The following is a 25,670-nucleotide window of genomic DNA, read 5'->3' as shown; positions in this document are numbered from 1 at the left end:
ATTCTTACCGGATTCCGTCATCATAGCTCCTTTTTAACTGTAATGGGATGATCATAAATGATCTGAAATTAAAAATAGAGGAGCTGCCTGCCGGTTTCTTTATTAATCTACTATTGTTTCTATTCGATGACCGTCATATAATTCCTTTAGAGGATAAATTTTTTCCATTATTTAGTTGACTTGATCACTTATAGAGATCTATAGTGAGGTAAACGAATGGTGGTTTGGATGAAGCGAAAATCTGGTGCTTTTCCACAAAGAGAAGAAATACTGACAATGATTTCAGAACCTAAAACAGCAAAAAGGATCTTTAATAACCTTTTAGGCGGTCTTGCTATTTTTCTGTTTGGCGTTGGTTTTCTCATATTAAGCGGGCTTCTTGTGTACAACTGGTTGAGCGGATATATCCTTACTTTTAATTCTGCGACCCCATCCGGCCGGAATGGGACCTGGTTAGCAAACCTGGTGGGAAACGATCTTCTCTACATCATTCTATTTATAGTTGCTGTACTTGGCGGCGGCTGTGCTGTTCTCGCAGGCGTGGCGATGCTTTCCTACCCATTTTCCAAGCTGCCGGCAGCGGCTGTGTACCCAGACCGTATTGTTTATAAGCTGAGTCGGAAACCCGGGGAAACCATAGATTGGAAAGCAATAGAGACTATTATTATCGAAAATTATATACATGTAATTGGATCTAATAAAGCACAAAGCAGCATTCATCTTTATCTGGCTCGAACGAACGCAGGTCCAGTCTGTATCAAAATTCAGGACAACGAAGGAATCACCCGGCTGCTGCAGAAAGCCTGCAGCCTTAAGATACCGATCCGTTTTGTCACGCTGGATGCAAGGAGGAACCGTTCTGCTTTTCCACTGGACTACGATGATTACCGTTATATATTTGCAAAGCAGGCAAAACCCATTCCCTTCATGGAAACCTCTCATGTGGAAGATTATATGGACAGCAGTAGTCTTTTGTTTAACGACCTCCCATATTTCCACATAGAACACTATGACCAGTATAGAACACAAGAAGAAGGAGTCCCTGTTTTGCTTGGTGCACGGTAATACGTGAAAAATAAAAACAATGCCCGTAACGTCACTTAAGACGCTGCGGGCATTGTTTATATGTGTGTCTTTTGTTTCAGTGTAGTAATGACTTCCTCCATGAAAATAAAAAAGATCGTTCTCGTTTTTTCAAACGCCAACAGCTCATTGTTTTGAGAAAAGGGGGAGAGGTGAAAAATATAATCCGCTTTAGAGTCGCGTGTATTTATATATTCTTCCAGTATAAGCATGGTCCGGGCATTTTTTTCCTTGACCGCATGAAAGAGGTTCTCAAAAGAAGCAAATTTTCCTGTAACCGAAAAAACAATTAACAGCGTATCGTTATCCGCCAAACGCTCGGCGTAGTCTTCATCATGGGTAACAAAAATATTCTTATCGGTGACGGCTGCAAGCTTGTAGGCAAAATATTCAGCGCTGATATAGGAAGGTCCCAGTCCAAATAAAATGATTTTCTTGAAATTCGTAAATACAGATAGAAACTCATCGACTGCTGCCGGGTCATAGCTTTCCAGAAATTGAAGCAGCCGTCCTATTTCGCTGGATCCTGTTGGAATAAGTGCGGGAGCTTCTTCCCGGCCGCTGAAATACAGCTTGTACTGTTTAAAGCCGGCAAAGCCCAATTTTCTCACAAGCTTGGATACTTTGGAAGGGGACACACCGCCTAATTCGGCCGCATCTATGATCTTCAGCTTTTCATTCTGCCTGAGAGACTGCGCCAATAAATGATGCAGTTCCTTTTCTAATGAGGTTAAATGATCGGTTCGTAAATTTAACATGTATCGATACCTGACCTTTTATAGTTTATGCGTTTCTATTTGAAGATAGAATAGGAACGTTTTAAAATTTCATCAGTATGAGTTCTTACGTGCTTCACCACGGAATCGTTGATCTCGCTGTAGAGAGAATGGGTATCCGGGTCAGGAGTAAAAGTTTTTTCGTTTTGAACGAGATGGTTGGCCGCATCTGCAAAGCTGTCATAAATATTTAAGTGACGGCATACGCTGACAGCGGCTCCGAGACAGGCGCTGCTGCTGCCTTTTCGTTTATGCACCGGGAGCCCGAATACATCGGACAGAATCTGCAGCAGCACATCGCTTTTGGCTCCGCCGCCGGTAACGACTACGTTGTCTATGTCCGCATCAATTTCGGTCAGCATCTCATCAATATTGTTTTTTATAGTAAAAGCGATCGCTTCTAATATGGAGCGGTACATATAATACTTTGTATGCCGCTGGTCAAATCCGATCATAATTCCCTTACGATAAGGCTGGTCCGGGCTCGACAGCCAGTCAAGTATTGTGATCAGGCCGTCGCTGCCGGGTGGTACGGCTTCTGCCTGCCGGTTTAAATAGTCTTCCTCGGACAGTCCTGATTGAGCCGCATCCTCTACTAATCCTTCTCCCAGAAGCTTCTTAAACCAGCTGACGGTCCACATGCCCCGCCTGATTCCATTTGATTCATATACATACTGAAAAGGAACCGCCGCAAGGGTAGGAAAGAAGCTGGCCGCCTCTTTAAAATCTTCGCTTCGGACGAGCATAGAGGAAATAAACGTACCGAGGGAAATCATGATCGTCGTTTCATCTTCAATGCCGGCTCCGAGTACTTCCACTGCTTTGTCATTTGCCGTCGCGACGACCGGAATGCCCTGTTTCAAGCCAAACTTCTCTGCAAGGTCGTCTCTGATGGATCCTAATGCCTCTCCCGGTTTTACGAGATTAAACAGCATGTCCCGCTGCAGTCCGTTGGCAGCCATTACCGCGTCATCCTGGGACCAGTTTAACGTTTTCCGGTCCAATGGCCAGAACACTTCATAATTAGCGGCGGTGTCATTATATTCTCCGGTCAATTTGAGCCCTAAGTAGCCGGAGGTGGAGGTAACGTAGTGCACTTGATCGTCTTTGTGTTCATATGGTTTGGACAGCTGCATATCCATCCAGCTGATAACAGGCTGGGCCAGAGACCCATCTTCTTTGAGCAGCACACGGCAGCTTCTAATGGTGCAAAGGCCGATGCCTGCGATGGCCTGTCGGCTGCCGGTGAAGTTTTTCAGACAGCTTTGAATTGCACTGTCTACGCTGTCCCACAGATCATCATCCGGATGAACAACGACCCCGGGCTCCGGGGTGAGCGGTTCTTTTAACATGCAGGATCCAAACGCGGCTTCATTGCCGTCTGTATCAAATATAATCACTTTGGTACTCTGCGATCCGTTATCAATACCCATAATATACTGTTCGGCCATCGTATTCCCGCCTTTCGCTTTTCCTGTTTTCCGCTCACCCTCTAATATACTTTTTGATTTCCTTGTCCTGAGGGAAGATCGTTCCATGATTCATCGTGCCTTTAGGATCAAAGGCCTGTTTTAATTTATCAAGCATATAATAGGCAGTTCCGTGTTCCTGCTTCGTCCACTCGGAGCGGTATTTACCGATGCCGTGATGATGGCACATGGACCCTCCGTATTTCAGCGTTTCTTCAATAATAATCTCATGAATAGGGTGGTGGTACGTGAGCATTTCATCTTCAGGCGCACAGTTAATGGTGTAATTATACACAAAGTACATATTTGTTCCGTTGAGGTAGCTGTGCGAAGAGTGGCCGCCGAGCATCGTTAAGTCAGCTGTCCGCTCAAATTCCGTTTTTATGCGGTGCATGACGCTGTCGTAAATTTTAATCACATTCTCCCAGTCTGCCGACACTTCTGTTGTGAACCCATCATGTGTGTTGCGTTCTTTCATATCCTGCACTTCTTTTTCAATTCTTCTTTGATCCCAGTTTAAGTTATCAAACCATGTTTCGATAAAAGAGGAGTCCACTTTTTCGGTAATGCGGGATGAAAACGCAGCGGCCGCCTGGTCAATCGCTTCGTTTGTCGCTTTTACGATACCGAGCGGCCCTTCCACCATGAAAATCAGGACATATTTTTCTTTGTAAAAATGGCTGAAGTGCTGTCTGGCGTCTTCAGGGGAATACACGCGCGCGACAGAAGGCCGGAACCCATTTACCATCACTTCCCGGAGAATCTTAATACCGGCGTCCATATCTTCAACAAGGTAGCCGTGAAACGTATTGTTTTCCGGGTGGAATTTAAACAGCTTGATCGTGACTTCCGTAATGTAGCATAAGGCCCCTTCATTGCCGATCGCAATATGGCGGATGTCGGGCCCTCCGGATCTTCTAGGCACATTTTTAATCCGCGACACATGTCCGTCCGGAAATACGCATTCCAACCCGACGACCATATCTTCTATCGCGCCGTACAATGTAGAAAATTGGCCGATGCTTCGCGTGGAGACGAGTCCGCCCATCTGTGCAACGGGTTTGGATTGGGGGGAATGCCCCGTAGTGTAGCCTGATTTACGTACTTCGTCTTCTAAATCCTGGAGTTTCACACCGGATTGGACGGTCGCCTGCATGTTGTAGGTATCCACTTTGATAATATTGTTCATTTTTGAGCCATCGACAACAATAGTTTTTTCTTTCCAGTTCTCCAACCCGCCTTCGGTCGCCGTTTTCCCGCTCCGGGGAATGACGTTGATGTGATTTTCGTTGCAGTGGGCCAACAGAGTTTTTACTTCTTCCGTGGAATAGGGATAAACAATAGCAAGGGGGGCGGGGACATTCAGAACATGCTTCGCTTTAGCATATTTTTTGTACCGGTCGGCTGAGGCATCATACAGGTCTTCGGACGTCGTAACGATCTGTTCTTTTGAAATAAGGTCTGATAGATCTTTAAGTGTTTGTGTACTCATAAACATAATTCTCCTTTGTATTTAATTTATCGAACAAGATAGCCGCCATCGACGGTAACTAGTGTGCCGTTCACATAATTGGACGCATCCGATGCCAAATAAACAACGGTTCCCATTAAATCAAGAATGTTTCCCCAGCGGTTGGCGGGAATGTGATCGAGAACGCGCTGGTTTTTTTCGATATCTGCTCTCGTTAATTTTGTGATGTCGGTTGCAAAATAGCCCGGCGCGATGCCGTTCACTTGAATATTGTACTGAGCGAGCTCATCGCAGTAAGCTTTCGTGAAACCTGCCAGGCCGTGTTTGGTTGCAGCATACGCCGGAGACCATTGGCCGCCCAGAAAAGAGAAGACGGAGCACGTGTTAATGATTTTTCCGCTCTTCTGCTTAATCATATGTTTAGCAGCTTCGTTCGCTAATTCAAAAGGAGCCGTTAAGTTAACGGACACCATTTTGTCCCACTGGAGCCTCGTGAATTCTGTTACATTTTTTTCGTATATGCCGATGCCTGCGTTATTCATCAGAATATCGACCGTGCCAAAGAGATTAATGCATTCCTTTACTATTTCCGTACATACATTATCCTGCGTAATATCAGCAATTTTCAGGTGATACTGAACGCCTTCCTGTTCCACTAATTTCCGGGTCAGGTCGTCATCATCTGTCATACTGACAGCGAATATATTTGCGCCTGCCTTGGCCAGAGCAAGCGTGCATCCCTGGCCGAGCCCTGAATTGCCGCCGGTGATAATGGCCGTTTTTCCCTGCAGGCTGAAAAAATTCATATTAAATGAGGTGATGTCTGGTTCCGTTGGACGCATTCTGTGTCAACTCCTTCCGAACTATATCCTGAAGTCATCTTAATATGCCGGATGAATAATAACAAGGTTGGAAGTGAGAAATTTTCTTTTTATTTATATAATTATGCCTTTAAAGGAAAATTTTCCTTTGGGAACATAAAGAAACAACCGCCTTTTTGAAGAAAACGGTTGTTTCTCTGTTTGATCAGCCGTAATGGAACCTCAATAACATAATGAATTATCTATTAAAAGCCACCGGAGCCTCCACCGCCTCCGCCAATACCGCCTCCTCCTCCAACACTTCCACTGCTGGAAGCGCTGAAAGAGCTTGCCGCTTCTGCAGAAGATGATTGGAACTGCGTACTGGCGAGGAGGCCGCCTGTCATAAATATGGGCACATTGCTGTTGTATCCGCCGGAAACCTCCGGCTTGGTTGAGAATTCTTTTGTCAGGTCTTCACTCATTTTCGTGACAGACTTCAAGTTCAACCCAAGTCCGTATACAAAAGCAAGCTTTTGTTCTTCCGGCGGGAGGGTCTGCCAGTCGCTCGTTTCATAACGGGCCACTTCGTCTTTATAGTCTTTCCAGTCCCGCAGCAGTTTCCATCCTTTTTCGGTTCTGGGCTGGTACACCAGCGCATATCCGAAAACAAAAAGGAACAGCACAAGCAGGAAAACAAACGGCACGAGCATACCGTCTACAATATACAAAATTCCTAAAGCAAGGGGGAGGAAAGCTGCAGTTCCCAGCCTTATTTTGAAACCGCGTTTATTGATTTTTAAAGCCGCTTCCTGTTTTTCTGCTGTAACGGCTTTATCCCATTCGACTTTTTTTGCCTCAAAGGTTTCATAATTCTTTTCGTTCTTCAAATAGTCGGCCATGTCGGAGAGACGAAATACATGTTCCTTTCCCATTTCATCAAACAGCATCGAAACGAGAATCCTTTCATGCGTTCTCAGATTCTCCCGGCTCTCCAGACGAAAGCTGTCTTCTCCTGCCTGCGTCACCTTACCCTGCCTGACAAGATCAAGCAATGAAGCAGTAAGCATTTCAGAGGTGACAGCTGGACTTACGTAATACATCGTAGCAGGCATACTCAGCTCAAGCGGCGGCGGCCCGGGAGTGAGGTCATTGGAATAGGCACTTTGTTTCAAGTGGCTGTATTTTCTCCGATCCATATAAATCACGCTTAAAAACAGCAGGGCAAGAAGAGGAATGGCTAGCGGTGCAGCATTTGATAGAAAATCCTGGCGGGCAGCGGCGGCAGCCGCAGCTTCTTCCTGTTCTTCTTTTTCTTCCTGGATTTCTTCGGCTGCAGAGCCGTCAGCAGTTCGGGCGACACCTTCAAACAGTGTGTTATCAAAAGCGGCGCGGACATCTCCATTTTCTCCGCTTTCCACCTGCCCCATATCAAATAGGACGTATTCGTCAGTGATCTGCTCTGAATTTTCCGCTTCATCGTAGCCGATCGCTTCCGTTTCTTCGGAAGATCCCGGCGGGTGCACCCGAATCTGCACCGACTCGTAATCTGTTTCGTTCGAGCTGTCGAAAAACGCCCAGTAAAATTCGCCGAGATCATCGTAGCGTTCTACCCCGTCTTCAATCGTATACTGAAGATCGACGGTAAAGCTTTCATCTTCTCCCAGCCGGTGAATACGGTGAACGATTTCTTCTTCCGTCTCGATTTCCAGCGGTTCTCCATTTTCAAATGCTTCTATATTTTCAATAGGAGCATATTCCGGGTGATTCAGCGTTCTGACAACGCCATTGAATTCCCCTTCAAAGTCATAAGTAAAAGATTCTTCCACCTGCACCGTCCCATCTTCCTGCAGAAAAGCATCAATTTCTGCTTCAGGAATAGTGAGTTCAAACGCACCGGCAGTCGTTGGAGCTGCTAATAAAAATACAGAAGCAAGTATCGCGGCACTGTTTTTTATTCTCATGAGAATCCCTCCTCTTTAGGTAATTATACTCTCTTATAAAGAGAAAAGTTTTTATAAAATTAAACTTTGGATAATATTTGGAAGATATATTAAAAAAATTTCCAAAGATATTATTTTATGCCTTTTACTTTTATAAAATCTTTAAATGTTAATTTAAATATTCATAATATTTAAATTATTTAACACAATTTATTGAAAATGTGATATTATTTAGTTGAAAAATTATAGTAATTAAATTTGTAAAGACTTTGAGAGCGTTTCATACATAGAGACAAATTTTAAGCTTTGAATATGAGAAGCTTTTTTCAATAATTATATTTTTCCATATTTTTTGAAGATAGCATTAAAATATTTTTATTAGAAAAAGAATCAAATGTTTTAAAATAACCAATGAGAGGGGATGAAAAAGAAAAGCACTTAGTAGACTGGAAGTTTGATGAGCCGATTTAAGAGTAAGGCTATTAGACTAAAGGACGAAAGGAGGGAGTGTTATGCCTGCTTCTAAAAATGTTGACCTAATTTCTGCCGCTTTGCGAAGCGGTCAGCTTAAAGTCACTCCAAAAGCGGTTGAATTTCCTACGCAAGCTTCTAACCGGTTCCAGAAAGTTATAACTGAAAAATTAATCCCCGGTCAAGATTCTACTGTTCTAGAACGCTACAATGGCCAAAACAAGTATAAAGTTCCAGTCGACAAGATTGATCGTGATTTTCATAATAACATTAGCTGGATTTTGGAAAAACAACAGGCCGAAAAGGAACTCATAAAGGCGTGGAAACGCTCCGGTGGGGAATTTTCTCCAGTTGGTCTGCCGTTGGACCCAACAAAATTTTCTATATCTGAGATGGAACCAGGAAAGTGGATTTTGCAGTGCCGCTCGGGTCACATTCAATACGTTCATCAAAATCGCCAAACACACCAAATTCAAACTTCTGAATTTACCGTGCGGTTGGTAGCGATTGAGTGCCAGGTACGGCAGGAAAGCTCTGACGAGGTATATGGGGTGATTTCCGTACATGGACCAGCCAACCGATTGATTCAGTCAATACGGATTCCGGCCAGTAAGCACTTGAATATGGGCAAGCCGGGGGCACGGCTCACATTTCCACAAATGCCTCTAGTGGAAGATGTTACGGTAGAAGATTTGTACATTCGCGTAGCATGGATAGAAAACGACAGTGGAAACATTGAGGATATCGCCCGCAGGGTCGCCGCTAAGCTGAATGAGGCAGCTGCAGCTGCAGCCGGGGGATTGATAGGTGCTGGAGCTGAGTCGGTTGTAGCCAGCGAAGACGAAACATTCTACGAAGCTTCTTTGTGGGTGGTAGGCAATGTTCTTGGAATGGGGGACGATGCTTACCCAGTGGAAGCAAAGTTTATTTCAGCTGGAGAACTAATGGCTGGTTCAGGGCCGCCTCTTCAACCTGTCTATCGGCGCAAAGACGATTCCCGTCCCGTAGAACGGTGGACCCACGATCTTGTTGTTCAAGGCATAGATGATGGAGGAGACATAGGCAAATACCGGTTCTTCTTCGAGGTCTCCCGATCAGATTTTATTAAAATAACCACAGTCTGAAAGCATAGAGGAAAGAAGAAAAAGCGGTCCAAGGTGTGTGGGCTGCTTTTTTGTTATTTTATTAGCTGTTATTATGCTGAAAAGTTGGGATATTTAAAGAAATAAATATTCTAAGATCTTAGGTAGCTAACAATAAAGGGCTTTCCAAAAAGCCTGAATAATCGCTTGTGCCGAGCCCGGAGTCTTTCTCTGGGCTCGGATTTTTTCCGTGTAATTTATTCCTGGTAAATGATAAGCATTTTTTATTATACGATTTAATATTATGAAAAGAGGGATTGCTCCCTTTTATAAAAAAAGAAACACCTGTAATAAGAAATCCATATATCTCGCTTATAAACAATACGAGCATTACTGGGATCGACCGGTGAAAGTATTGCTGCTTCCTCAACTATCCCCTCACCGGCTGGAAACTCTCCAAAAAGGATTTGATCTCTGCATCAAACTGCTGCATATGCTGCTTTTCCACCCGGAAGCTGCTCGTGTATTTGATTTTATTGCGCTGGTCTTCAGGAAGCAGGTTGTTAATCCACAGCTCTGCCACCGCCGTTGGTTTTTGCGGGGTAAGGGTAGACAGTTCGGACGTGATTTTTTCCCGCTGCCCATCCGCTCCGCTGCATAAGGTGATAAAGGAATAATTCGTTAATTTATCTTTTTCCATTTTGATAAATGTCCGCATTGGCGTCGCAATTTTCCCCGCCCAGATAGGTGCCAGTAAAATGATTGCCCCGTAGCCGCTTATATCAAAGTCAATAGCAGCCAGGCGCGAATTACGCTTTAATAAAATATCGAAAAGAATGGAAAGGTCTTTCCGTTTCTTTTCTTCCTTAATCTCGTACATATCGCATTCCATTCTATCCCGTAACTCCATAGCCAGCTTTTCATTGTTTCCCGAATGGGAATAATAAACAATTAATGATTTCATGGAACATCCTCCCGGAAATTCGACTTTGGTAACCAGTGGAGCAAGAGCTTTTTATGGACGAAAAAGCAAATGCTCCCTGGCCCCACCGTGCGCCCTGCCGTTTTCGTTCCCGAACGTATATTTAACTTTTGGAATGAAGGGTAAATGTGGCTTTGTTTTTTTATCATTCGGCAGGACATGAGAATTTTATTTATTCTTTGCTATTTTAATCAGGCCGGCAACGGCTGCAATGCCAATAGCCGTCCCGTATATGGCTCCCCACTGCAGAGGAATGCTTTTGGCCCCGATAGGCATGGGTTCTTTGCTGCCGTACGTATATTCCACAAGCTGGTCTACAGTCGGTGTCGGCGTATTTCCTGGACGGATCATCTCATAAAACTCATCGGTCAAATGTTTCACTTCATCCGCCGCGTTGTTTAAATGCCCCATCACATTTTCAAATGTTGAATTGCCTGCCATTTTGCCAAGAGTTGCCACAAAAATAGGTTCAGGAATTCCATCGACAATCCGCAGACCTGGAGGAGTAAGGGGGATCCCTGCATTCTGGGTGGCACGCAATGATTCATGAAGCGCGCGCTTTAGCATGACCCGGGCATCACGGGTATCGGCGAAATGCTTCAAATCAGTATTGCAGGCATAGACGGCCGGAGCAAATGTTGGAATCAGCAATGCTACGTGCGTTTTCAGCCAATCGTCCATGTCCTTGCGAATCTCTGCCCGGTAACCGCGCATGGATTCCAAAATCGCTGCGACCTCACGGGTTCTGTCAGAAATATTTCCATCTACTTCACCTATTGGGAGAGTGACGGGCTTTTTTTCGTCCACCGGCAGCATATGCATCACGTGCCCTTTCTTAAAGCCGCCGGAAAGAGGGAAGCCGGCCATAACTCTTTCTTTGCCGACTGCATCAATAAACGCCTGCTGCCCTGCCGCATTATTCATCATGAATAAAAAGGTTGGCACTTTTTTATTGGCGGCTAAACTTGGCAGAATGTCGGAAACCAAATTCTTGCGCATCGGCACAATAACTAAATCGTACTCATCTTCCTCGTTGAGCTTGTCTACTACTGGTAGACTTGTAATCGTTTGTTCGCCGGATTCAGCATTTTGGATAACCACACCGTACTCCTTCAGCTCCTGCTGCCGTTCTCCATGATCGAGCAGAAACACGGAGTGGCCGGCTTCAGCGAGGCGCTCGGCAAATAAACTGCCGAGAGGTCCTACCCCATAGATAAGAATCTTTTTTTTCATGATCAACACTCCTTTTAAAAGTAGTATAAGCAGAAAACGAGTGTAGGCCTTTTAGTTTTTGATCCGATTGCTGCCATTTTTTCAGAGCCGGCCTCCTTTTTTTCAGGATTGACAAACAACGGAGAGAAAAGGAAAGTGCATCTTTTGGAGTAAATAATAGCGAAGGAATTTATAGTTAGAGAAGGGGGATGATGTAAAAGACAATTGGATTTTATTTGCGGAGGTAAATATACCGAATATTGTAAATTTTATTTTATCATGAACAAAAAAGGTAAACTAGTTACAATTTATAGATCTTATATATTTACGATTTACCGAAAAAATTATTTTCACGCGATGAGGACCTTTTTTTACAGCTGTCTACAATATAATACCAGCTTCAAACTCAATCAACGAGCTGCGTGCAATTCCTCCCTACCATATGTAAGCGTTATCATATATACTTAAAAGAAGAGACAATACGACACGGCAATTCCACTCATACACTTCTATCATGCAGATGAAAAAGCAGACCTGTCTTTTATAAAATATAATTGAGGTGAGCTTCATGATGGCTGGTCAGGTAACAAAAGAGCAGTGGAAGCGGTTCGTGCAGGAAGGGTCGCTGGACACGTCCAGGATCAGCAGACGGATTGCCGCTTCCTGGTACCAGTGCCGGAAAAACGGAGTGGATCCATACAATGGAAAAGGGATTCTGCGCCTTGAGAGCGGGGCCCTTCAGAAAAAACGCGAGGAAAACAAACGGCTGATTGAAATTGCGGTGCCATTTATGCAGAAGCTGGCACAGATGTATGCCCAAACGAACATGATCATTCTGCTGATTGACAGAGATGGCTATGTATTAAAGCTGATGGGGCAGGACAAAGCAAAAGCGCTTGCAACGCATATTAATTTTACAGAAGGCGTAAAGTGGACGGAAAAGGAAGTCGGCACGAATGCGATTGGGACGGCGCTCTCTACAGGAGAAGCTATTACGGTGAACGGACCGGAACATTTCTCGCTGGCCTCCCAGAGCTGGGGGTGTTCGGCTTCCCCGATCCGGGATGAAAGAGGAGATGTGATCGGCATTCTCGATATTTCCAGCCCATCCGCGGCGGGTTATCATGAGCATCTGCTCGGCACGGTCGTTTCCGCCGCCTACGCGATTGAGCATAAGTGGCAGCAGGTTATTAAAGAAGAAGAAATTGCCCTCATGCATTATGCGCTCGAGCGTCTTGGGAAACAGGAGACGTCCTTTCTTGTAGCGGACCGCAGGGGCCGTATTGTGTATCTTTCCCCGGAGGCAAAAAAGAGCCTGAGCGTATCCCCGGGTGACTCTATGGAAAATCTGCCTTTTGCCGGGACCAGGCAGCCGGTATATTCGTTAAACGATGGACAGGTGATCGGAAGTTACGTGGCAGTTCCGGTGAAAGAACCGGAACGATATGGCACCGGCTGGACCGAAACCTTTGCCTTTAAAGGAGTTACCGGTGCAAGCAGCGCATTCAGGCACGTGCTTGAAAAAGCGGAAAAAGCCTCCCGTACGAATGTCACCGTTCATATAACGGGGGAGACGGGTACCGGAAAAGAAGTGATGGCCCGATCTATCCACGAAAGCCATGCCGGTTCCAATGCCCCGTTTATTGCGATTAACTGCGGAGCCGTTCCGGCCAATCTGCTCGAAAGCGAGCTGTTCGGCTATGCGCCGGGAGCGTTTACGGGCGCAAAGAAAGAGGGCGCTCCCGGAAAAATCGTGCAGGCGGATGGAGGCACACTGTTTTTGGATGAAATTGGTGAAATTCCGGCTGCGATGCAGGTGGCACTGCTGCGGGTTCTTCAGGAAAAAGAAGTCACGCCGGTCGGAGGAGACAAAACAAGACGCGTCCACTTCCGGCTGATTACCGCATCCAACCGGCCGCTCGGCGAACAGGTACAGAGCGGCACCTTCCGGGAGGATTTGTATTACCGGATTTACGTATATGCGATTCATCTGCCGCCGCTGCGCCGGCGCCGGGAGGACATTCCTGCGCTCGTGCATTACTATTTTCATCAAAACGGATGGCTGTTTACGTGGACGGAAGAATCCATTCAAGTGCTGCAGCGGCAGAAATGGGAAGGCAACATCCGCGAACTGTTTAATGTGCTCGAAGGCCTGTATGTAGAATTTCAGGAGGAAACGCCTACTGCCCGTCAGATCGAAGCCTACATGCAGCAGATTTCCCCCGAGCATGAGGAAACACCGCCGGCTCCGTCGCTTTCTGTCCGGGAGCAGATGGAAAAGGATTATCTGGAAAAGGCGCTGCGTCAGCACGGGGGGAAAGCCTCCCTGGCAGCAGAACAGCTCGGCATTCCCCGAAGCTCCTTTTACCGGAAATTGGCTAAGTACAAGCTTTCCTGAAAAAAGACAGAGTGGGACGATTTGAGACAAAATGGGACATGTCCCGCAGATTCCCAATTTCATACAGAATAAAAAGAAGAGAATGCTTATTTTGTAAGCGTTCTCTTTTTGGCATGGATTTTGCAATTACTCATAGTAGAACGGCCGGATTCCGGCATCATTTACTCATAAGGAGGTTAACGAGAATGGGAGTATCGGAAACGCAGCAGAAGTCACTTACGTCGGAAAAAGCAAAATGGATGTATCAGAAGATGGCAGAAATACGCAGGTTTGAAGACCAGGTTCATGAAACGTTCAGCACAGGCGTCCTGCCGGGATTTGTTCACTTGTATGCAGGAGAAGAAGCGGTGGCAGTCGGAGTATGTGCGCATCTCGATGACAAGGACAGCATCACAAGCACCCACCGCGGCCATGGTCACTGCATTGCCAAAGGGTGTGACCTGAAAGGCATGATGGCCGAAATTTACGGTAAATCGACCGGGCTGTGTAAAGGAAAAGGCGGTTCGATGCACATTGCAGATGTCAGCAAAGGCATGCTTGGTGCAAACGGGATTGTAGGAGGTGGTTTCCCTCTCGCAACCGGAGCAGGGCTGTCAGCCAAACTCCGCAAAACAGGCGGGGTGGCGGTTTGTTTCTTTGGTGACGGCGCCAATAACCACGGCACATTCCACGAAGGCATCAACATGGCGGCGATTTGGAAGCTTCCGGTTATCTTTGTCGCGGAAAACAACGGGTACGCAGAAGCCACTCCATTTGAATATGCGTCCAGCTGCGAATCGATTGCCGACCGGGCGGCCTCTTACAATATTCCGGGTGAAACGGTGGACGGCAAAGATACGATGGCAGTATATGAAGCAGCGGAACGCGCTGTAGAGCGGGCAAGAAACGGAGAAGGCCCGACGTTAATTGAATGCACAACGTACCGCAACTACGGCCACTTCGAAGGAGACGCCCAGAAGTACAAAACGAATGAAGAGCGCGAGGAGCATCTAAAGGAACTGGATGCGATTATCCGCTTCCGCCAGCACGTATTGACTACGGATCTGGCGTCAGAAGATGAGCTTCATTCCATTGACGAAAACGTAAGGAAAGAAATAGAAGACGCGGTGGAATTTGCAGAGAAAAGTCCAATGCCGGAAGCAGACCAGCTCACCACAGATGTGTACGTCGAATACCAGCCGGGCGGGGAGGAATAAAAGATGACAAGAAAAATATCTTTTTCGGATGCAGTCAATGAAGCTATGGCCATTACGATGCGAAATGATGAACATGTGATTCTGCTTGGAGAGGATGTAGCGGGCGGAGCGAACGTAGACCACCTGCAGGATGAAGAAGCGTGGGGCGGCGTAATGGGCGTCACCCAGGGACTCGTTCAGGAATTTGGACGCGACCGGGTTCTCGATACGCCGATCGCAGAAGCGGGCTACGTCGGCGCGGCCGTCAGCGCAGCGGCAACCGGTATGAGACCGATTGCCGAGCTGATGTTTAACGACTTTATCGGCAGCTGCCTCGATGAAGTGATGAACCAGGGCGCGAAGCTGCGCTACATGTTTGGCGGGCACGCGAAAATTCCGCTTGTTATCCGCACAATGCACGGCGCCGGGTTCCGGGCGGCGGCCCAGCATTCGCAGAGCCTGTATGGCATGTTTACCGCTATTCCAGGGCTTAAGGTCGTTGTGCCTTCAACGCCGGCTGATGCCAAAGGGCTTTTAATTTCCGCGATTGAAGACGATGACATTGTGATCTTCTTTGAAGACAAGACACTCTACAATGTTAAAGGAGAAGTACCGGAAGGTCATTACAAAATCCCAATCGGCAAAGCGGATATTAAGCGGGAAGGCGATGACGTAACGATTGTTGCAATCGGCAAGCAGGTGCAGACGGCACTCGATGCAGCCGCCAAGCTGGCAGAAAAAGGCATTCAGGCCGAAATAGTAGATCCGCGCAGCCTGTCGCCGCTTGATGAAGACACTATTTTAAAATCGGTCCAGAAAACAAGCCGGCTCGTCATTGTTGACGAAGCCAATCCACGCTGCAACGCGGCTACCGATATTTCAGCCATGGTAGCGGATAAAGGCTTTGATTTCCTTGATGCCCCGATAAAGATGGTAACCGCACCACACAGCCCGGTTCCATTTTCCCCATCGCTGGAAGATCTGTATCTGCCATCTCCGGAGAAAGTGATTAAAGCGGTCGCTGAACTGATTGACGACGAATCTATTGTCGCAAGCTGATAAACCTAAGAACAGGCTGAAGGAGAGTGAGGCGCATGGCACAGGAAGTGGTGATGCCTAAATTTGGAATGAGCATGGAGGAAGGCACGATCGTGGAATGGCTCGTTAAACCGAACGATGAAGTGAAAAAAGGGGACCCCCTTGTCACGATCAGCTCCGATAAAATTACGAATGAGCTGGAAGCCCCGGCCGACGGGGTCATTATCGAAGTGATTGCAGAGGTGGATGATACGCTGGCGGTAGGGAAGCCGCTCGCCTATATTGGGGAAAAAGGGGAAAAGCCGAAACCTGGTGCCAAGACCGATGATAAAGCGCCGGAAGCCGGGCAGCAGTCATCGTCGGCCGAGGTGGAAGAAGCGCCGAGAACAAACGGCCGATCGGCGTCAGATTCCAGGCATATTAAAATTTCTCCGGCGGCTAAAAAGCTGGCAAAATCAAAAAACATTCCGCTCGAAGAGCTTTCAGGCACGGGACCGCAGGGACGAATTACCAAGCAGGACGTAGAAAATCATGCTGTGTCTGTCCCGGAGGAACCAGCGCCTCAAACGGAAATCGTTCCTTACGCCGGGATAGAAGAAGCCGTAACAAAAACACCGGTAAGGGGCATACGAAAAGCCATCGCAGAGAATTTGCATCAAAGCCTGCTGCAGAGCGCACAGCTGACGTTAATGAAAAAAGCAGATGTAACGGATCTGCTCAGCGTGCAGAAGCAGGCCAAGCAAAGCCTGGAGCAAAACGGGGAGCCCGTGACGCTGACGCTGACCGCTTTTATTGCCAAAGCGGTCGTGAAAAGCCTGCAGGCTCATCCCGGCATGAACAGTGCCTATATTGAAGACGCGATTCATACGTATCCATACGTTCATTTAGGTATTGCCGCGTCGCTTGATGACGGTCTGATCGTGCCGGTAGTGTTCCATGCCGAACTGCAATCGGTTTTGGGACTGGCGGAGAGCATTCAAACCCTGGCAGAAAAAGCACGTGAAAACCGGCTCGATACAAACGAAATGTCCGGCTCGACGTTTACCATTACGAACCTGGGAGCAACAGGAATCGAGTACTTCACCCCGATTCTGAACCCGCCGGAAGCCGGTATTCTCGGCATCGGCTCGCTGCAGGAAGAAGTGGTTATGATCGAAGGGCAGCCGCAGGCACGGAAATTTCTGCCGCTCAGCTTAACCTTTGACCACCGCATCATTGACGGCGATCCGGCAAGCCGGTTTCTAAAAGATGTCGCAGCTTCACTGGAGCATCCGTATCAGATGATGCTGTAGGAGGTGGGCGGATGAAGGAGCAGAACACAGAGCTTCTTATTATCGGTGCGGGTCCCGGAGGATATGTGGCCGCAATCCGTGCGGCCCAAAATGGCACAAAGGTGACGATAGTGGATAAAGGTGAGCTCGGCGGCACATGTTTAAACGTGGGCTGTATTCCCTCCAAAGCGTTAATTGAAGCCGGTCACTATGCAGCGATGCCCGCCCGGGCGGCATTAGCCGGCATCCAATATCCGGCGCCGGAAATTGATTTTCAGAAGCTGCAGCAGTGGAAAACAGGCATTGTAAAACAGCTTACAGGCGGAGTGAAAGGGCTGCTGCAGGCAGCGGGGGTGACTATTTTAAAGGGAAAAGCGGCTTTCGTTGATCCTAAACGGGTAAAGGTAACGGGAGAAGAGGAGCAGGAAATCACATTCTCCCACTGCATCGTGGCCACCGGCTCCTCTCCTATTGAAATTCCGGCGTTTCCTTTTAATGCCCGCACACTTTCGTCGACTGAAGCGCTTGCTTTAACCAAAAAGCCGGAGTCGATAACGGTAATTGGCGGCGGCTATATCGGCATCGAACTTGGGACGATGTTTGCCAATTTCGGAACGGAAGTAACGATCATTGAAGGATTGTCTTCCATTCTGCCCGGGTTTCCAGCGTCTATGTCCAAGCTGGTCGCTAAAGAGCTGGAAGCCCGGTCGAACGTAGCCGTGCATACAGATACGAAGGTAACGAAGGTGGAGACGACTGAAAAATCCGCTTCCGTCACGTATGAAAAAGGCGGGCAGACAGAAACACAGGAAAGTGAGTATGTGCTTGTGACCGTAGGGAGAAAGCCTAATACAGAGAAGCTGGAGCTGGAGAAGGCAGGTATTATGGTCGATGATAAAGGCTTTATTGAGGTGAGTCCGGCCTGTCGTACAAGCGTGTCCCATATTTTTGCGATCGGGGATATTACGCCGGGACCGGCTCTTGCCCACCGCGCTTCCAAACAGGGGAAATTAGTATGCGAGGCACTGGAAGGAGAGGATGGCGACAGCACCGATTACGTTATTCCAGCTGTCGTTTTCTCAGATCCGCCGCTCGCTTCGGTCGGTTTGTCGAAAGACGCCGCGGAAAAAGAAGGATACGAAGTGAACGCAGATAATTTTCCGATAAACCACAATGGCCGGGCTCTGACATTAAATGCTGGAGCCGGAATGGTTAAGATGATCACCGATCGGGCAGACGGAACGATATTAGGTGCAGAAGCGTCGGGGGAAGGCGCTCCGGAGCTCATCAACGAACTGGCCGTCTGCATTCAATCCGGTTTAACTGCTGAAGACGTTTCTCTTGTTGTCCATGCGCATCCGACGCTTGGAGAAAGCATCATGGAAGCTGCAGAAAAAGCAATCGGCACGCCGATTCATCAATTGTAGAAGCAGGAGAGTGCGCTCTCCTGCTTTTTAATGTGGAAAATCATCGAAAAAGCACCAATCCGGCAATAAGGGTTTTTATTTTTGTTATACTAATGAAGAGCTTTCTCTGTCCGCCGGACTTGGTGGCACGCTGTTTATTTCTTATACTATTTATCATAGAAGGGAGTTATGAATGACAATGACCTCAATAAATATACTTGTGATCGTAATCAGCCTGGGAGCTGCCTTGTTTGCATGGCTGCAGGCAAATACAGCTAAAAAGCAGGCACAGGCCGCAGCAGAACAGGTTACCATTGCCCAGGATCACATAGAATATGTGAAAAAGAACTACGAGCAGGAAGAAAGCCGGCTCCGAAACGAAATCGACAATCAGCATAAAGCCTTTTTCACGATCGATAAGGTGATAAAAGGAGCGCGCCAGGAAATCGTTATTACCAATATTGGTAACGGCGAAGCAAGAATTACAGAAATTTTATTTGACGGCGCCGATTATACTGAACACCGCTCCTACGAAGGCAGCAACTGGAGAAAAGGAGTCATTAAAGGAAACGGAGCCAACATTATCATTACTTTGATCCCGAGCAAGTTTCACCGGTTAAATGAAATTGAAGTATTCTGGACCGACGAAGTCGGCGAAGACAGCACTCATAAGCTTATTTAATACATAAGGCGTGCCTGAAAAGGGACGTCTTTTTATCAGCTTGGAAAGCCCGCCGCGCGTGGTATAATAGGTAGATGATTTGATACATATAACAGGGGGAACGACACATATGATATTTGCAGCTATTGAAGGCAGCCGCGGAATTATTTCCGGCGGAACCGGCAGCATTACCTCTCTTCCCGTGCCTACAGGAAGTGCTAACTTTTTTGACTTACTCGTCATTATTATGACGCCTATTCTGCTTTTTACTTTTGCTATTGCTCTCCGTCGCATGCTAAAAGACAAGCTGAACCGAAACTACGCCGTATTTCTCGGCATGATTGCCATGGAGTGGCTGCTTGCTTCTATCGTACTCAATATTATTTATGGCAGCCTGCTGTACCGGAATGCCGGCTTGTATTTGTTTGAACTGTTTGGAGGCGGCTTTTTAACAAGTCTTTTAAATATTATTGCGTACGGTGCTCTTTATCAAATTATGCTCAGCTCCATCATTACGGCCAAGCGGAAAATCGAAGAGCACTCCGGTTCAAAAACCCTGCATTTAATGGACATGCTGATTCTGTCGTCCCGGGACCGCACCGATTTATCACGGGCAGTGCGGGATGATATTGCCCATCAGCTGTCCGCCAACAGCAAGCTCAAGAAAGAGCATCAATATTATTTAAAGCGGGCGATGGCGATATACAATGAAGACCTGTCGACGTCTATGAGTACACGGTCCGGACGAATTGAGATGGAGCGTTACACGATGCAGAACGAAGAAATTTCCCATCCAATGAGCTATGTCTCCGCCATTTATAATATTATGCGCCAGCAGTTCCGGCCGAGCCGGCCGGTCCGCCGCTGACAGCGAAGAGTCTTCTTTTTTTAAAAGGGAAGACTCTTTTTTATACATATATGGAGGCGTTTACAAATAAACAAAGGTAGGATATGATGATAAAAAGTCGACGGTCGACGGAAATGAGGACGAGTAGATGAGAACATTAAAAATAGCGAGTATCCCCGGTGATGGAATTGGAAAAGAAGTCGTACCGGCAGCAGAGGAAGTTGTACAGGCTGCAGTGCAGGCGTTCGGAGGAGTGGAGATTGAATTTACGCAGTTTCCATGGAGCTGTGAATACTACTTAGAGCACGGAAAGATGATGCCCGACGACGGGCTGGAGACATTAAAAGAATTTGATGCCGTATTTCTAGGGGCGGTTGGAAACCCGGAGCTGGTAGCCGATCACATTTCCCTGTGGGGGCTGCTGATCAACATCCGCCGCAATTTTGAGCAGGTGCTCAACATGAGGCCGGCTAAAACATTCAAAGGCCTGCAATCGAAGCTGGCCAATCCCAACGATTTCGATATTGTGGTCGTCCGCGAAAACAGTGAAGGCGAATACAGCGAGATCGGAGGCCGTATATATCAAGGGGAAAACCAGATAGCCATCCAAAGCGCCGTGTTTTCGAGAAAAGCAACCGAACGGGCTGTACGTCATGCGTTTAAACTGGCGGCAGAACGCGGCAAAAAAGTAACGAGCGCAACAAAATCCAACGGCATCATTCATTCCATGCCTTTCTGGGACGAAATCTTTGAAGAAGTAGCGTTGGAATATCCCGACTTTCAGACAGACTCCCAGCATATTGATGCGCTGGCCGCGTTTTTTGTGACAGCTCCCGAGCGATTCGATGTAATTGTCGCAAGCAATCTATTCGGCGACATTTTAACCGATATTGGTGCAGCCATTATGGGAAGCGTCGGTATTGCACCTGCAGCGAACATTAATATGAACGGCAAATATCCTTCCATGTTTGAACCGGTGCACGGCTCTGCCCCTGACATTGTCGGCAGGGAGCTTGCAAACCCGATCGGCCAGATCTGGACAGCCAAGATGATGCTTGATCATCTCGGAGAAGAAAAAATAGCTGATCGTTTACTTGAAGTAATTGAAGGCGTTATTGCAGACGGTATTATGACCCGTGATATTGGAGGAACCTCCACTACTACAGAGGTGAAAGATGAAATCATCCGCCGCCTGCAGGCGTAGTCAAATAAAAGCCCGGCTGGGGAGCCGGGCTTTTATTCTGTCTCATATAGGTTATACGATAAGTGCTTTCGTCTGCAGCTGGTCTTTTAAATAGTTGAGATCGTGCTCAAGATGATCGATCATGGCTTTCGCTGCGGCTTCTTTGTTTCCGGCTTTGATTTCCCGGTACACCGCTGTATGCTCGGCTTCTATTGTTAAAGCTCTATCGGTACCGGTGAAATTGTAGGTCCGGAACAAATACATTAAAGAGCGAAGTTCATCAATATGTTTTTTGAGGCGGTTGTTTCTGCTGAAGAGAATGATATGATTATGAAAGGATTCATTCAGTTTAATGATTTCCCGGGCCGGCGCTTCCCGATGAATGGCCTGTTTCGTTTCTTCAAGCACCCGGCCGATCTGTGCGGTTTCGTCTGCGTCTGCTGCGTCTATCATTAAGCGCACGGCAAAGGATTCCAGTGCCTGCCTGCATTGATAAATTTCTTCTACATCCTGAAACGTAGGCTGATACACCATTACTTTGGCTTTTTCATCGGAAACGATAAGTCCTTCCCGTTCAAGCACCCGGATGGCTTCGCGTATCGGGCTGCGGCTTACCCCGAAATCCTTTGCCAGCTGCGTTTCGTTAATACGCTCGCCGGGGGTAAGCGTGCCTTCTACGATCATGGCCTTCAGGGAATGGTAAAACTGCTCGTAATACGGAATAGGCTTTTGAATGCCCGGTTGTTTCACGTGAAACCAGCTCCTTTCATTGCGGTATATCTCCGGCTGTTCTTTCCCCAAGTATAGCATGTTTATAACCGGTGCCGGAGGAAAAGCAATAGGAAAGAGCGGACACGAAGAAGCAGAAATCAAGACGAAAACCTGCTTTACTACATCAGACTACACTAACGATTATGTCATTGTACATAGCCAAGGAGGAACCCCAGTGATCATTGCGATCATCATTTTATTATTTGTATCATTTTTCTTTTCCGGAAGTGAAACAGCGCTGACGGCAACGAACAAAATGAAGCTGCAGACGAAAGCGGAAAACGGAGATAAAAAAGCAGGAAAACTGCTTGATCTGGTGTCACGTCCGAGTGAATTTATTACAACAATCCTAATAGGAAACAACATAGCCAATATTCTGCTGCCGACGCTCGTCACGGCTCTTGCGATTCAATACGGGGTAAGTATTGGAATTGCGTCAGCCATTCTGACTGTTATTATTATTATTTTTTCTGAAGTCATACCGAAGTCGATTGCAGCAACATTTGCAGACCGTATTTCACCGGTCATTTATCCAGTAATCCGCTTTTTTGTTATTATATTTAAACCGATTACGATTGTGCTTAATAAACTGACAGGGGCTATAACGAAGATCCTGTCGAAAGGCCAGGTACAAGAAGCATCGGTCTCAAAAGAAGAGTTCCGGACGATGGTCGATATTGCCGGATCCGAAGGGACGTTTAACGAAGCCGAGTCCCACCGTATTAAAGGAATGCTCGATTTTCATAACCTGAATGTAAAAGACGTGCTGAAAACGCCCCGGGTTGAGATGGAAGCCCTGCCTCTTAGAGCTTCTTTCGAAGAAGTACGGGACATAGTGATTGCAAAACCATACACAAGATACCCGGTATTCGATGACGATATAGATGATATTGTTTCCGTGTTTCATTCCAAATATTTAATTTCCTGGGCGATGGAAGCGGAAAGGCCGCTGGAAGCCTTCAGTTCGCCCGATCCGCTGATTGTATACGAATTTCATAAAATTGATTGGGTGTTCCGCCGTATGACGAAAGAAAAGAAACATATGGCGATTGTACTGGATGAATACGGCGGCACCGAAGGCATTTTGACACATGAGGATATTATTGAAGCGATGATCGGTCTGGAAATAGAAGATGAAATGGATCTGGAAGAGGAAGCAAGTATTAAAAAGGTGTCGGATTCCGAGGTGATCTGCGATGGAAAGGTGACACTGCGCCGTCTGAATTCAGTGTTTGATACAAAGATACCGGAAGAAGAGGATGTGCTCGCAGGTTACCTGTTGAAAGAGCATAACGGTTTCCCGGAAGAAGGCGCAACGCTCGAACGCGATCAGCTGACGTTTGAAATACTCGAAACCAGAGGAAGAACGATCAGCAAAGTACGTATCGAAAAATAGCATCTGTACCTAATGCCGTCCGAGGGGGCGGCGTTTTTTATGAAGCTACCATATAGAAGCCTAATAAACAGACTCGAAAAGAAAAAAACGACAAACTATGAGAAAATACAGAAGGCGCCGTTTGGGCGGCTTCTTTTTCGTCTATACTATGAAAGAAAGGACGTGTTTGAATGAATAGACTGCAATATGAAAAATCACCTTACTTGCTTCAACATAAAGATAACCCCGTCGACTGGTTTCCGTGGGGAGAGGAAGCGTTTGAAAAAGCCAGAAAGGAAAACAAGCCGGTGCTCGTTTCGATTGGGTATTCCACCTGCCACTGGTGTCATGTGATGGAGGAGGAGAGCTTCGCGGATGAAGATACAGCGGCACTTTTAAATGAACGAATGATCGCCATCAAAGTGGACCGCGAAGAGCGTCCTGATATTGATGCGCTGTATATGAAAGCCTGCCAGGCGATGACAGGTCACGGCGGGTGGCCGCTTAACGTGTTTCTGACACCGGATCAGAAGCCATTTTATGCAGGAACGTATTTTCCAAAAAAGAGTATGCAGGGTATGCCAGGCATTATAGATGTCGTAACACAGCTCTCGGATAAGTATAACGAAGACCCGGCTAAAATCGCACAGGTGAGCGATCAGATGGAAATAGTGCTGCAGCCGGGTTATGCCTCCAGCCAGATAGATATTGGACGAGAGACGCTGGCCCAGGGCTATCAGCAGCTGTTTCACAGCTTTGACAAACTGCACGGCGGGTTCGGCTCTGCGCCGAAATTCCCAACGCCTCACACTATTTTGTTTCTGCTCCGCTATTATCAGGATACGAACGAAGCAGAAGCGCTTAATATGGCCGTGCAGACGCTCGATCACATGGCGTCCGGAGGCATCTATGATCACATCGGATTCGGATTTTCCCGTTATTCTGTAGATGAGAAGTGGCTCGTGCCCCATTTTGAGAAAATGCTGTACGATAACGCGCTTCTGCTGATGGCATATACTGAAGCCTATCAGGTAACAAAAGAGCGCCGTTTCCGGGAAACCGCCCGGGATATTCAAGCCTACCTGCTCCGCGACATGCAGGACGGCGCAGGCGGCTTCTATTCCGGAGAAGATGCGGATTCGGAAGGTGTGGAAGGGAAATTCTACGTCTGGACGCCTGAAGAATTAAAGCAGATTCTTGGCAAAGATCTGGCCGAACAGTACGGCGCGGTGTATCATATTACCGAACAGGGCAATTTCGAAGGCAGCAGCATTCCGCATACGATCGGCTCTTCTATATCAGAAGCAGCGCTTTCCTTCCGCATTGACGAAGAAACATTCCGCGGGAAGCTGGAAGACGCCCGGAAGAAATTGTTTGACGCCAGAAAAAAACGGACGGCTCCTTTAAAAGACGATAAAGTTCTTACTTCCTGGAATGGCCTTACGATTGCCGCCCTGGCTAAAGCAGGCCGGGTATTTAAAAAGGCAGACAGCTTAATTGCTGCCAAGCAGGCTTATTCTTTTATTGAGAAAGAACTATATGATGGAGAGCGCCTGATGGTACGCTTTCGTGACGGCGAAGTGAAGCATAAAGGCTTTCTGGAGGATTATGCCAATATGCTGTGGGCCTCCATTGAAATGTACGAGAGCACGTTTGAGCTGCACTACCTGGAACAGGCCAAAGTCCTCGGACACGAAATGATCCGCTTGTTCTGGGATGAGGCGGAAGGCGGCTTTTTCTTTTACGGAAGCGATGCCGAGTCCCTTCTCGTGCGTCCAAAAGAAACAAGCGACGGTGCCATGCCGTCCGGAAACAGTGTGGCTGCCTATCAACTTCTTCGATTAGGAAGGCTGACAGGAGATCCTGTATTTGAAAACACCGCGAAAGGCTGCGTGCAGGCGTTTTCCGGAAACCTGGCCCAGTATCCGCAGAGCCACATGTACTTTCTGCAGGCGCTCGGTGCGCTTGTAGCCTCTTCCAAAGAGGTCGTCGTTCTTTCCAGCATGGAAGATGAAGAAACGAAATATATCGTCGACTCCCTGCAGGAGGATTTTCATCCGAACGTTACATTTCTCGTCGCGGAAGAGGCCGAGCAGTTGAAGCCGGCAGTCCGTTTCGTGCAGGGCTACAAAAAGCTGGAAAACAGTACGACTATTTATGTATGTGAAAACTATTCCTGCCATACCCCGGTGACTTCTGCCGCAGAGGCAGTAGATTTGATAAAAGGCATCAGCGACTAAGTTCCGGCTGAAAGAA

General features: G+C 47.2%; 20 protein-coding genes. 12 read left to right on the top strand and 8 right to left on the bottom strand.

The features are described 5' to 3' along the window. Positions 1 to 228 precede the first annotated feature (228 nt). Complete coding sequence (locus AC5W2J_RS02985; protein ID WP_496057999.1) at positions 229 to 1,065, top strand: hypothetical protein; 837 nt, start codon at positions 229 to 231, stop codon at positions 1,063 to 1,065. Positions 1,066 to 1,121: 56 nt separating this feature from the next. Here AC5W2J_RS02985 and AC5W2J_RS02980 read toward each other — a convergent pair whose 3' ends face one another. The 5 genes from AC5W2J_RS02980 to AC5W2J_RS02960 form a co-directional block, all read right to left on the bottom strand. After that, positions 1,122 to 1,841, bottom strand: a complete 720-nt coding sequence (locus tag AC5W2J_RS02980; protein ID WP_496057998.1) for a MurR/RpiR family transcriptional regulator — start codon at positions 1,839 to 1,841, stop codon at positions 1,122 to 1,124. A gap of 35 nt (positions 1,842 to 1,876) precedes the next feature. Then, positions 1,877 to 3,310, bottom strand: coding sequence for an FGGY-family carbohydrate kinase (locus AC5W2J_RS02975; protein WP_496057997.1), 1,434 nt, complete (start codon positions 3,308 to 3,310; stop codon positions 1,877 to 1,879). Between the two features lie 34 nt (positions 3,311 to 3,344). Beyond that, positions 3,345 to 4,820: an FAD-binding oxidoreductase gene (locus tag AC5W2J_RS02970; protein ID WP_496057995.1), complete on the bottom strand. Its 1,476-nt coding sequence runs from the start codon at positions 4,818 to 4,820 to the stop codon at positions 3,345 to 3,347. 26 nt (positions 4,821 to 4,846) lie between these two features. Next, entirely contained in the window at positions 4,847 to 5,641 is a 795-nt protein-coding gene (locus tag AC5W2J_RS02965; RefSeq protein WP_496057994.1) for an SDR family oxidoreductase, read from the bottom strand. Positions 5,642 to 5,865: 224 nt separating this feature from the next. Next, entirely contained in the window at positions 5,866 to 7,563 is a 1,698-nt protein-coding gene (locus AC5W2J_RS02960) for a DUF2207 domain-containing protein (RefSeq protein ID WP_496057993.1), read from the bottom strand. Positions 7,564 to 8,054: 491 nt separating this feature from the next. Here AC5W2J_RS02960 and AC5W2J_RS02955 point away from each other — a divergent pair, with 491 nt between their 5' ends. Continuing rightward, a complete protein-coding gene (locus AC5W2J_RS02955; RefSeq protein WP_496057992.1) occupies positions 8,055 to 9,137 on the top strand; it encodes a hypothetical protein in 1,083 nt (360 codons plus the stop codon). Between the two features lie 388 nt (positions 9,138 to 9,525). Here AC5W2J_RS02955 and AC5W2J_RS02950 read toward each other — a convergent pair whose 3' ends face one another. Both AC5W2J_RS02950 and AC5W2J_RS02945 read right to left on the bottom strand, forming a co-directional pair. Beyond that, positions 9,526 to 10,059: a flavodoxin family protein gene (locus tag AC5W2J_RS02950; RefSeq protein ID WP_496057991.1), complete on the bottom strand. Its 534-nt coding sequence runs from the start codon at positions 10,057 to 10,059 to the stop codon at positions 9,526 to 9,528. A gap of 186 nt (positions 10,060 to 10,245) precedes the next feature. Then, positions 10,246 to 11,310, bottom strand: coding sequence for a ketopantoate reductase family protein (locus AC5W2J_RS02945; protein WP_496057990.1), 1,065 nt, complete (start codon positions 11,308 to 11,310; stop codon positions 10,246 to 10,248). 550 nt (positions 11,311 to 11,860) lie between these two features. Between AC5W2J_RS02945 and AC5W2J_RS02940 the strand changes: the two genes are divergently transcribed. From AC5W2J_RS02940 to AC5W2J_RS02905, 8 genes are all read left to right on the top strand, one after another. Further along, complete coding sequence (locus AC5W2J_RS02940) at positions 11,861 to 13,687, top strand: sigma-54-dependent Fis family transcriptional regulator (RefSeq protein ID WP_496057989.1); 1,827 nt, start codon at positions 11,861 to 11,863, stop codon at positions 13,685 to 13,687. A gap of 185 nt (positions 13,688 to 13,872) precedes the next feature. After that, positions 13,873 to 14,883: a thiamine pyrophosphate-dependent dehydrogenase E1 component subunit alpha gene (locus AC5W2J_RS02935; protein ID WP_496057988.1), complete on the top strand. Its 1,011-nt coding sequence runs from the start codon at positions 13,873 to 13,875 to the stop codon at positions 14,881 to 14,883. 3 nt (positions 14,884 to 14,886) lie between these two features. Then, positions 14,887 to 15,921 carry an alpha-ketoacid dehydrogenase subunit beta gene (locus tag AC5W2J_RS02930; protein ID WP_496057987.1) on the top strand — a complete coding sequence of 345 codons (1,035 nt, stop codon included), beginning with the start codon at positions 14,887 to 14,889 and terminating at the stop codon, positions 15,919 to 15,921. Between the two features lie 35 nt (positions 15,922 to 15,956). Beyond that, positions 15,957 to 17,192 carry a dihydrolipoamide acetyltransferase family protein gene (locus AC5W2J_RS02925; RefSeq protein WP_496057986.1) on the top strand — a complete coding sequence of 412 codons (1,236 nt, stop codon included), beginning with the start codon at positions 15,957 to 15,959 and terminating at the stop codon, positions 17,190 to 17,192. A gap of 11 nt (positions 17,193 to 17,203) precedes the next feature. Next, positions 17,204 to 18,598: a dihydrolipoyl dehydrogenase gene (lpdA, locus tag AC5W2J_RS02920; protein ID WP_496057985.1), complete on the top strand. Its 1,395-nt coding sequence runs from the start codon at positions 17,204 to 17,206 to the stop codon at positions 18,596 to 18,598. Positions 18,599 to 18,770: 172 nt separating this feature from the next. Further along, a complete protein-coding gene (locus tag AC5W2J_RS02915) occupies positions 18,771 to 19,259 on the top strand; it encodes a hypothetical protein (protein ID WP_496057984.1) in 489 nt (162 codons plus the stop codon). 109 nt (positions 19,260 to 19,368) lie between these two features. Next, positions 19,369 to 20,106, top strand: coding sequence for a hypothetical protein (locus tag AC5W2J_RS02910; RefSeq protein ID WP_496057983.1), 738 nt, complete (start codon positions 19,369 to 19,371; stop codon positions 20,104 to 20,106). Between the two features lie 127 nt (positions 20,107 to 20,233). Beyond that, positions 20,234 to 21,289, top strand: a complete 1,056-nt coding sequence (locus AC5W2J_RS02905) for a tartrate dehydrogenase (RefSeq protein ID WP_496057982.1) — start codon at positions 20,234 to 20,236, stop codon at positions 21,287 to 21,289. 51 nt (positions 21,290 to 21,340) lie between these two features. On the opposite strand, the gene AC5W2J_RS02900 is transcribed toward AC5W2J_RS02905, so the two are convergent. Continuing rightward, positions 21,341 to 22,018: a GntR family transcriptional regulator gene (locus AC5W2J_RS02900; protein ID WP_496057981.1), complete on the bottom strand. Its 678-nt coding sequence runs from the start codon at positions 22,016 to 22,018 to the stop codon at positions 21,341 to 21,343. A gap of 196 nt (positions 22,019 to 22,214) precedes the next feature. Here AC5W2J_RS02900 and AC5W2J_RS02895 point away from each other — a divergent pair, with 196 nt between their 5' ends. Further along, complete coding sequence (locus AC5W2J_RS02895; RefSeq protein ID WP_496057980.1) at positions 22,215 to 23,435, top strand: hemolysin family protein; 1,221 nt, start codon at positions 22,215 to 22,217, stop codon at positions 23,433 to 23,435. Positions 23,436 to 23,605: 170 nt separating this feature from the next. Then, positions 23,606 to 25,654 carry a thioredoxin domain-containing protein gene (locus tag AC5W2J_RS02890; RefSeq protein ID WP_496057979.1) on the top strand — a complete coding sequence of 683 codons (2,049 nt, stop codon included), beginning with the start codon at positions 23,606 to 23,608 and terminating at the stop codon, positions 25,652 to 25,654. Positions 25,655 to 25,670: the final 16 nt, after the last annotated feature.

This window comes from Sinobaca sp. SA16-1 (assembly GCF_059510515.1).
This window is presented reverse-complemented; position numbering and strand designations above follow the sequence as displayed.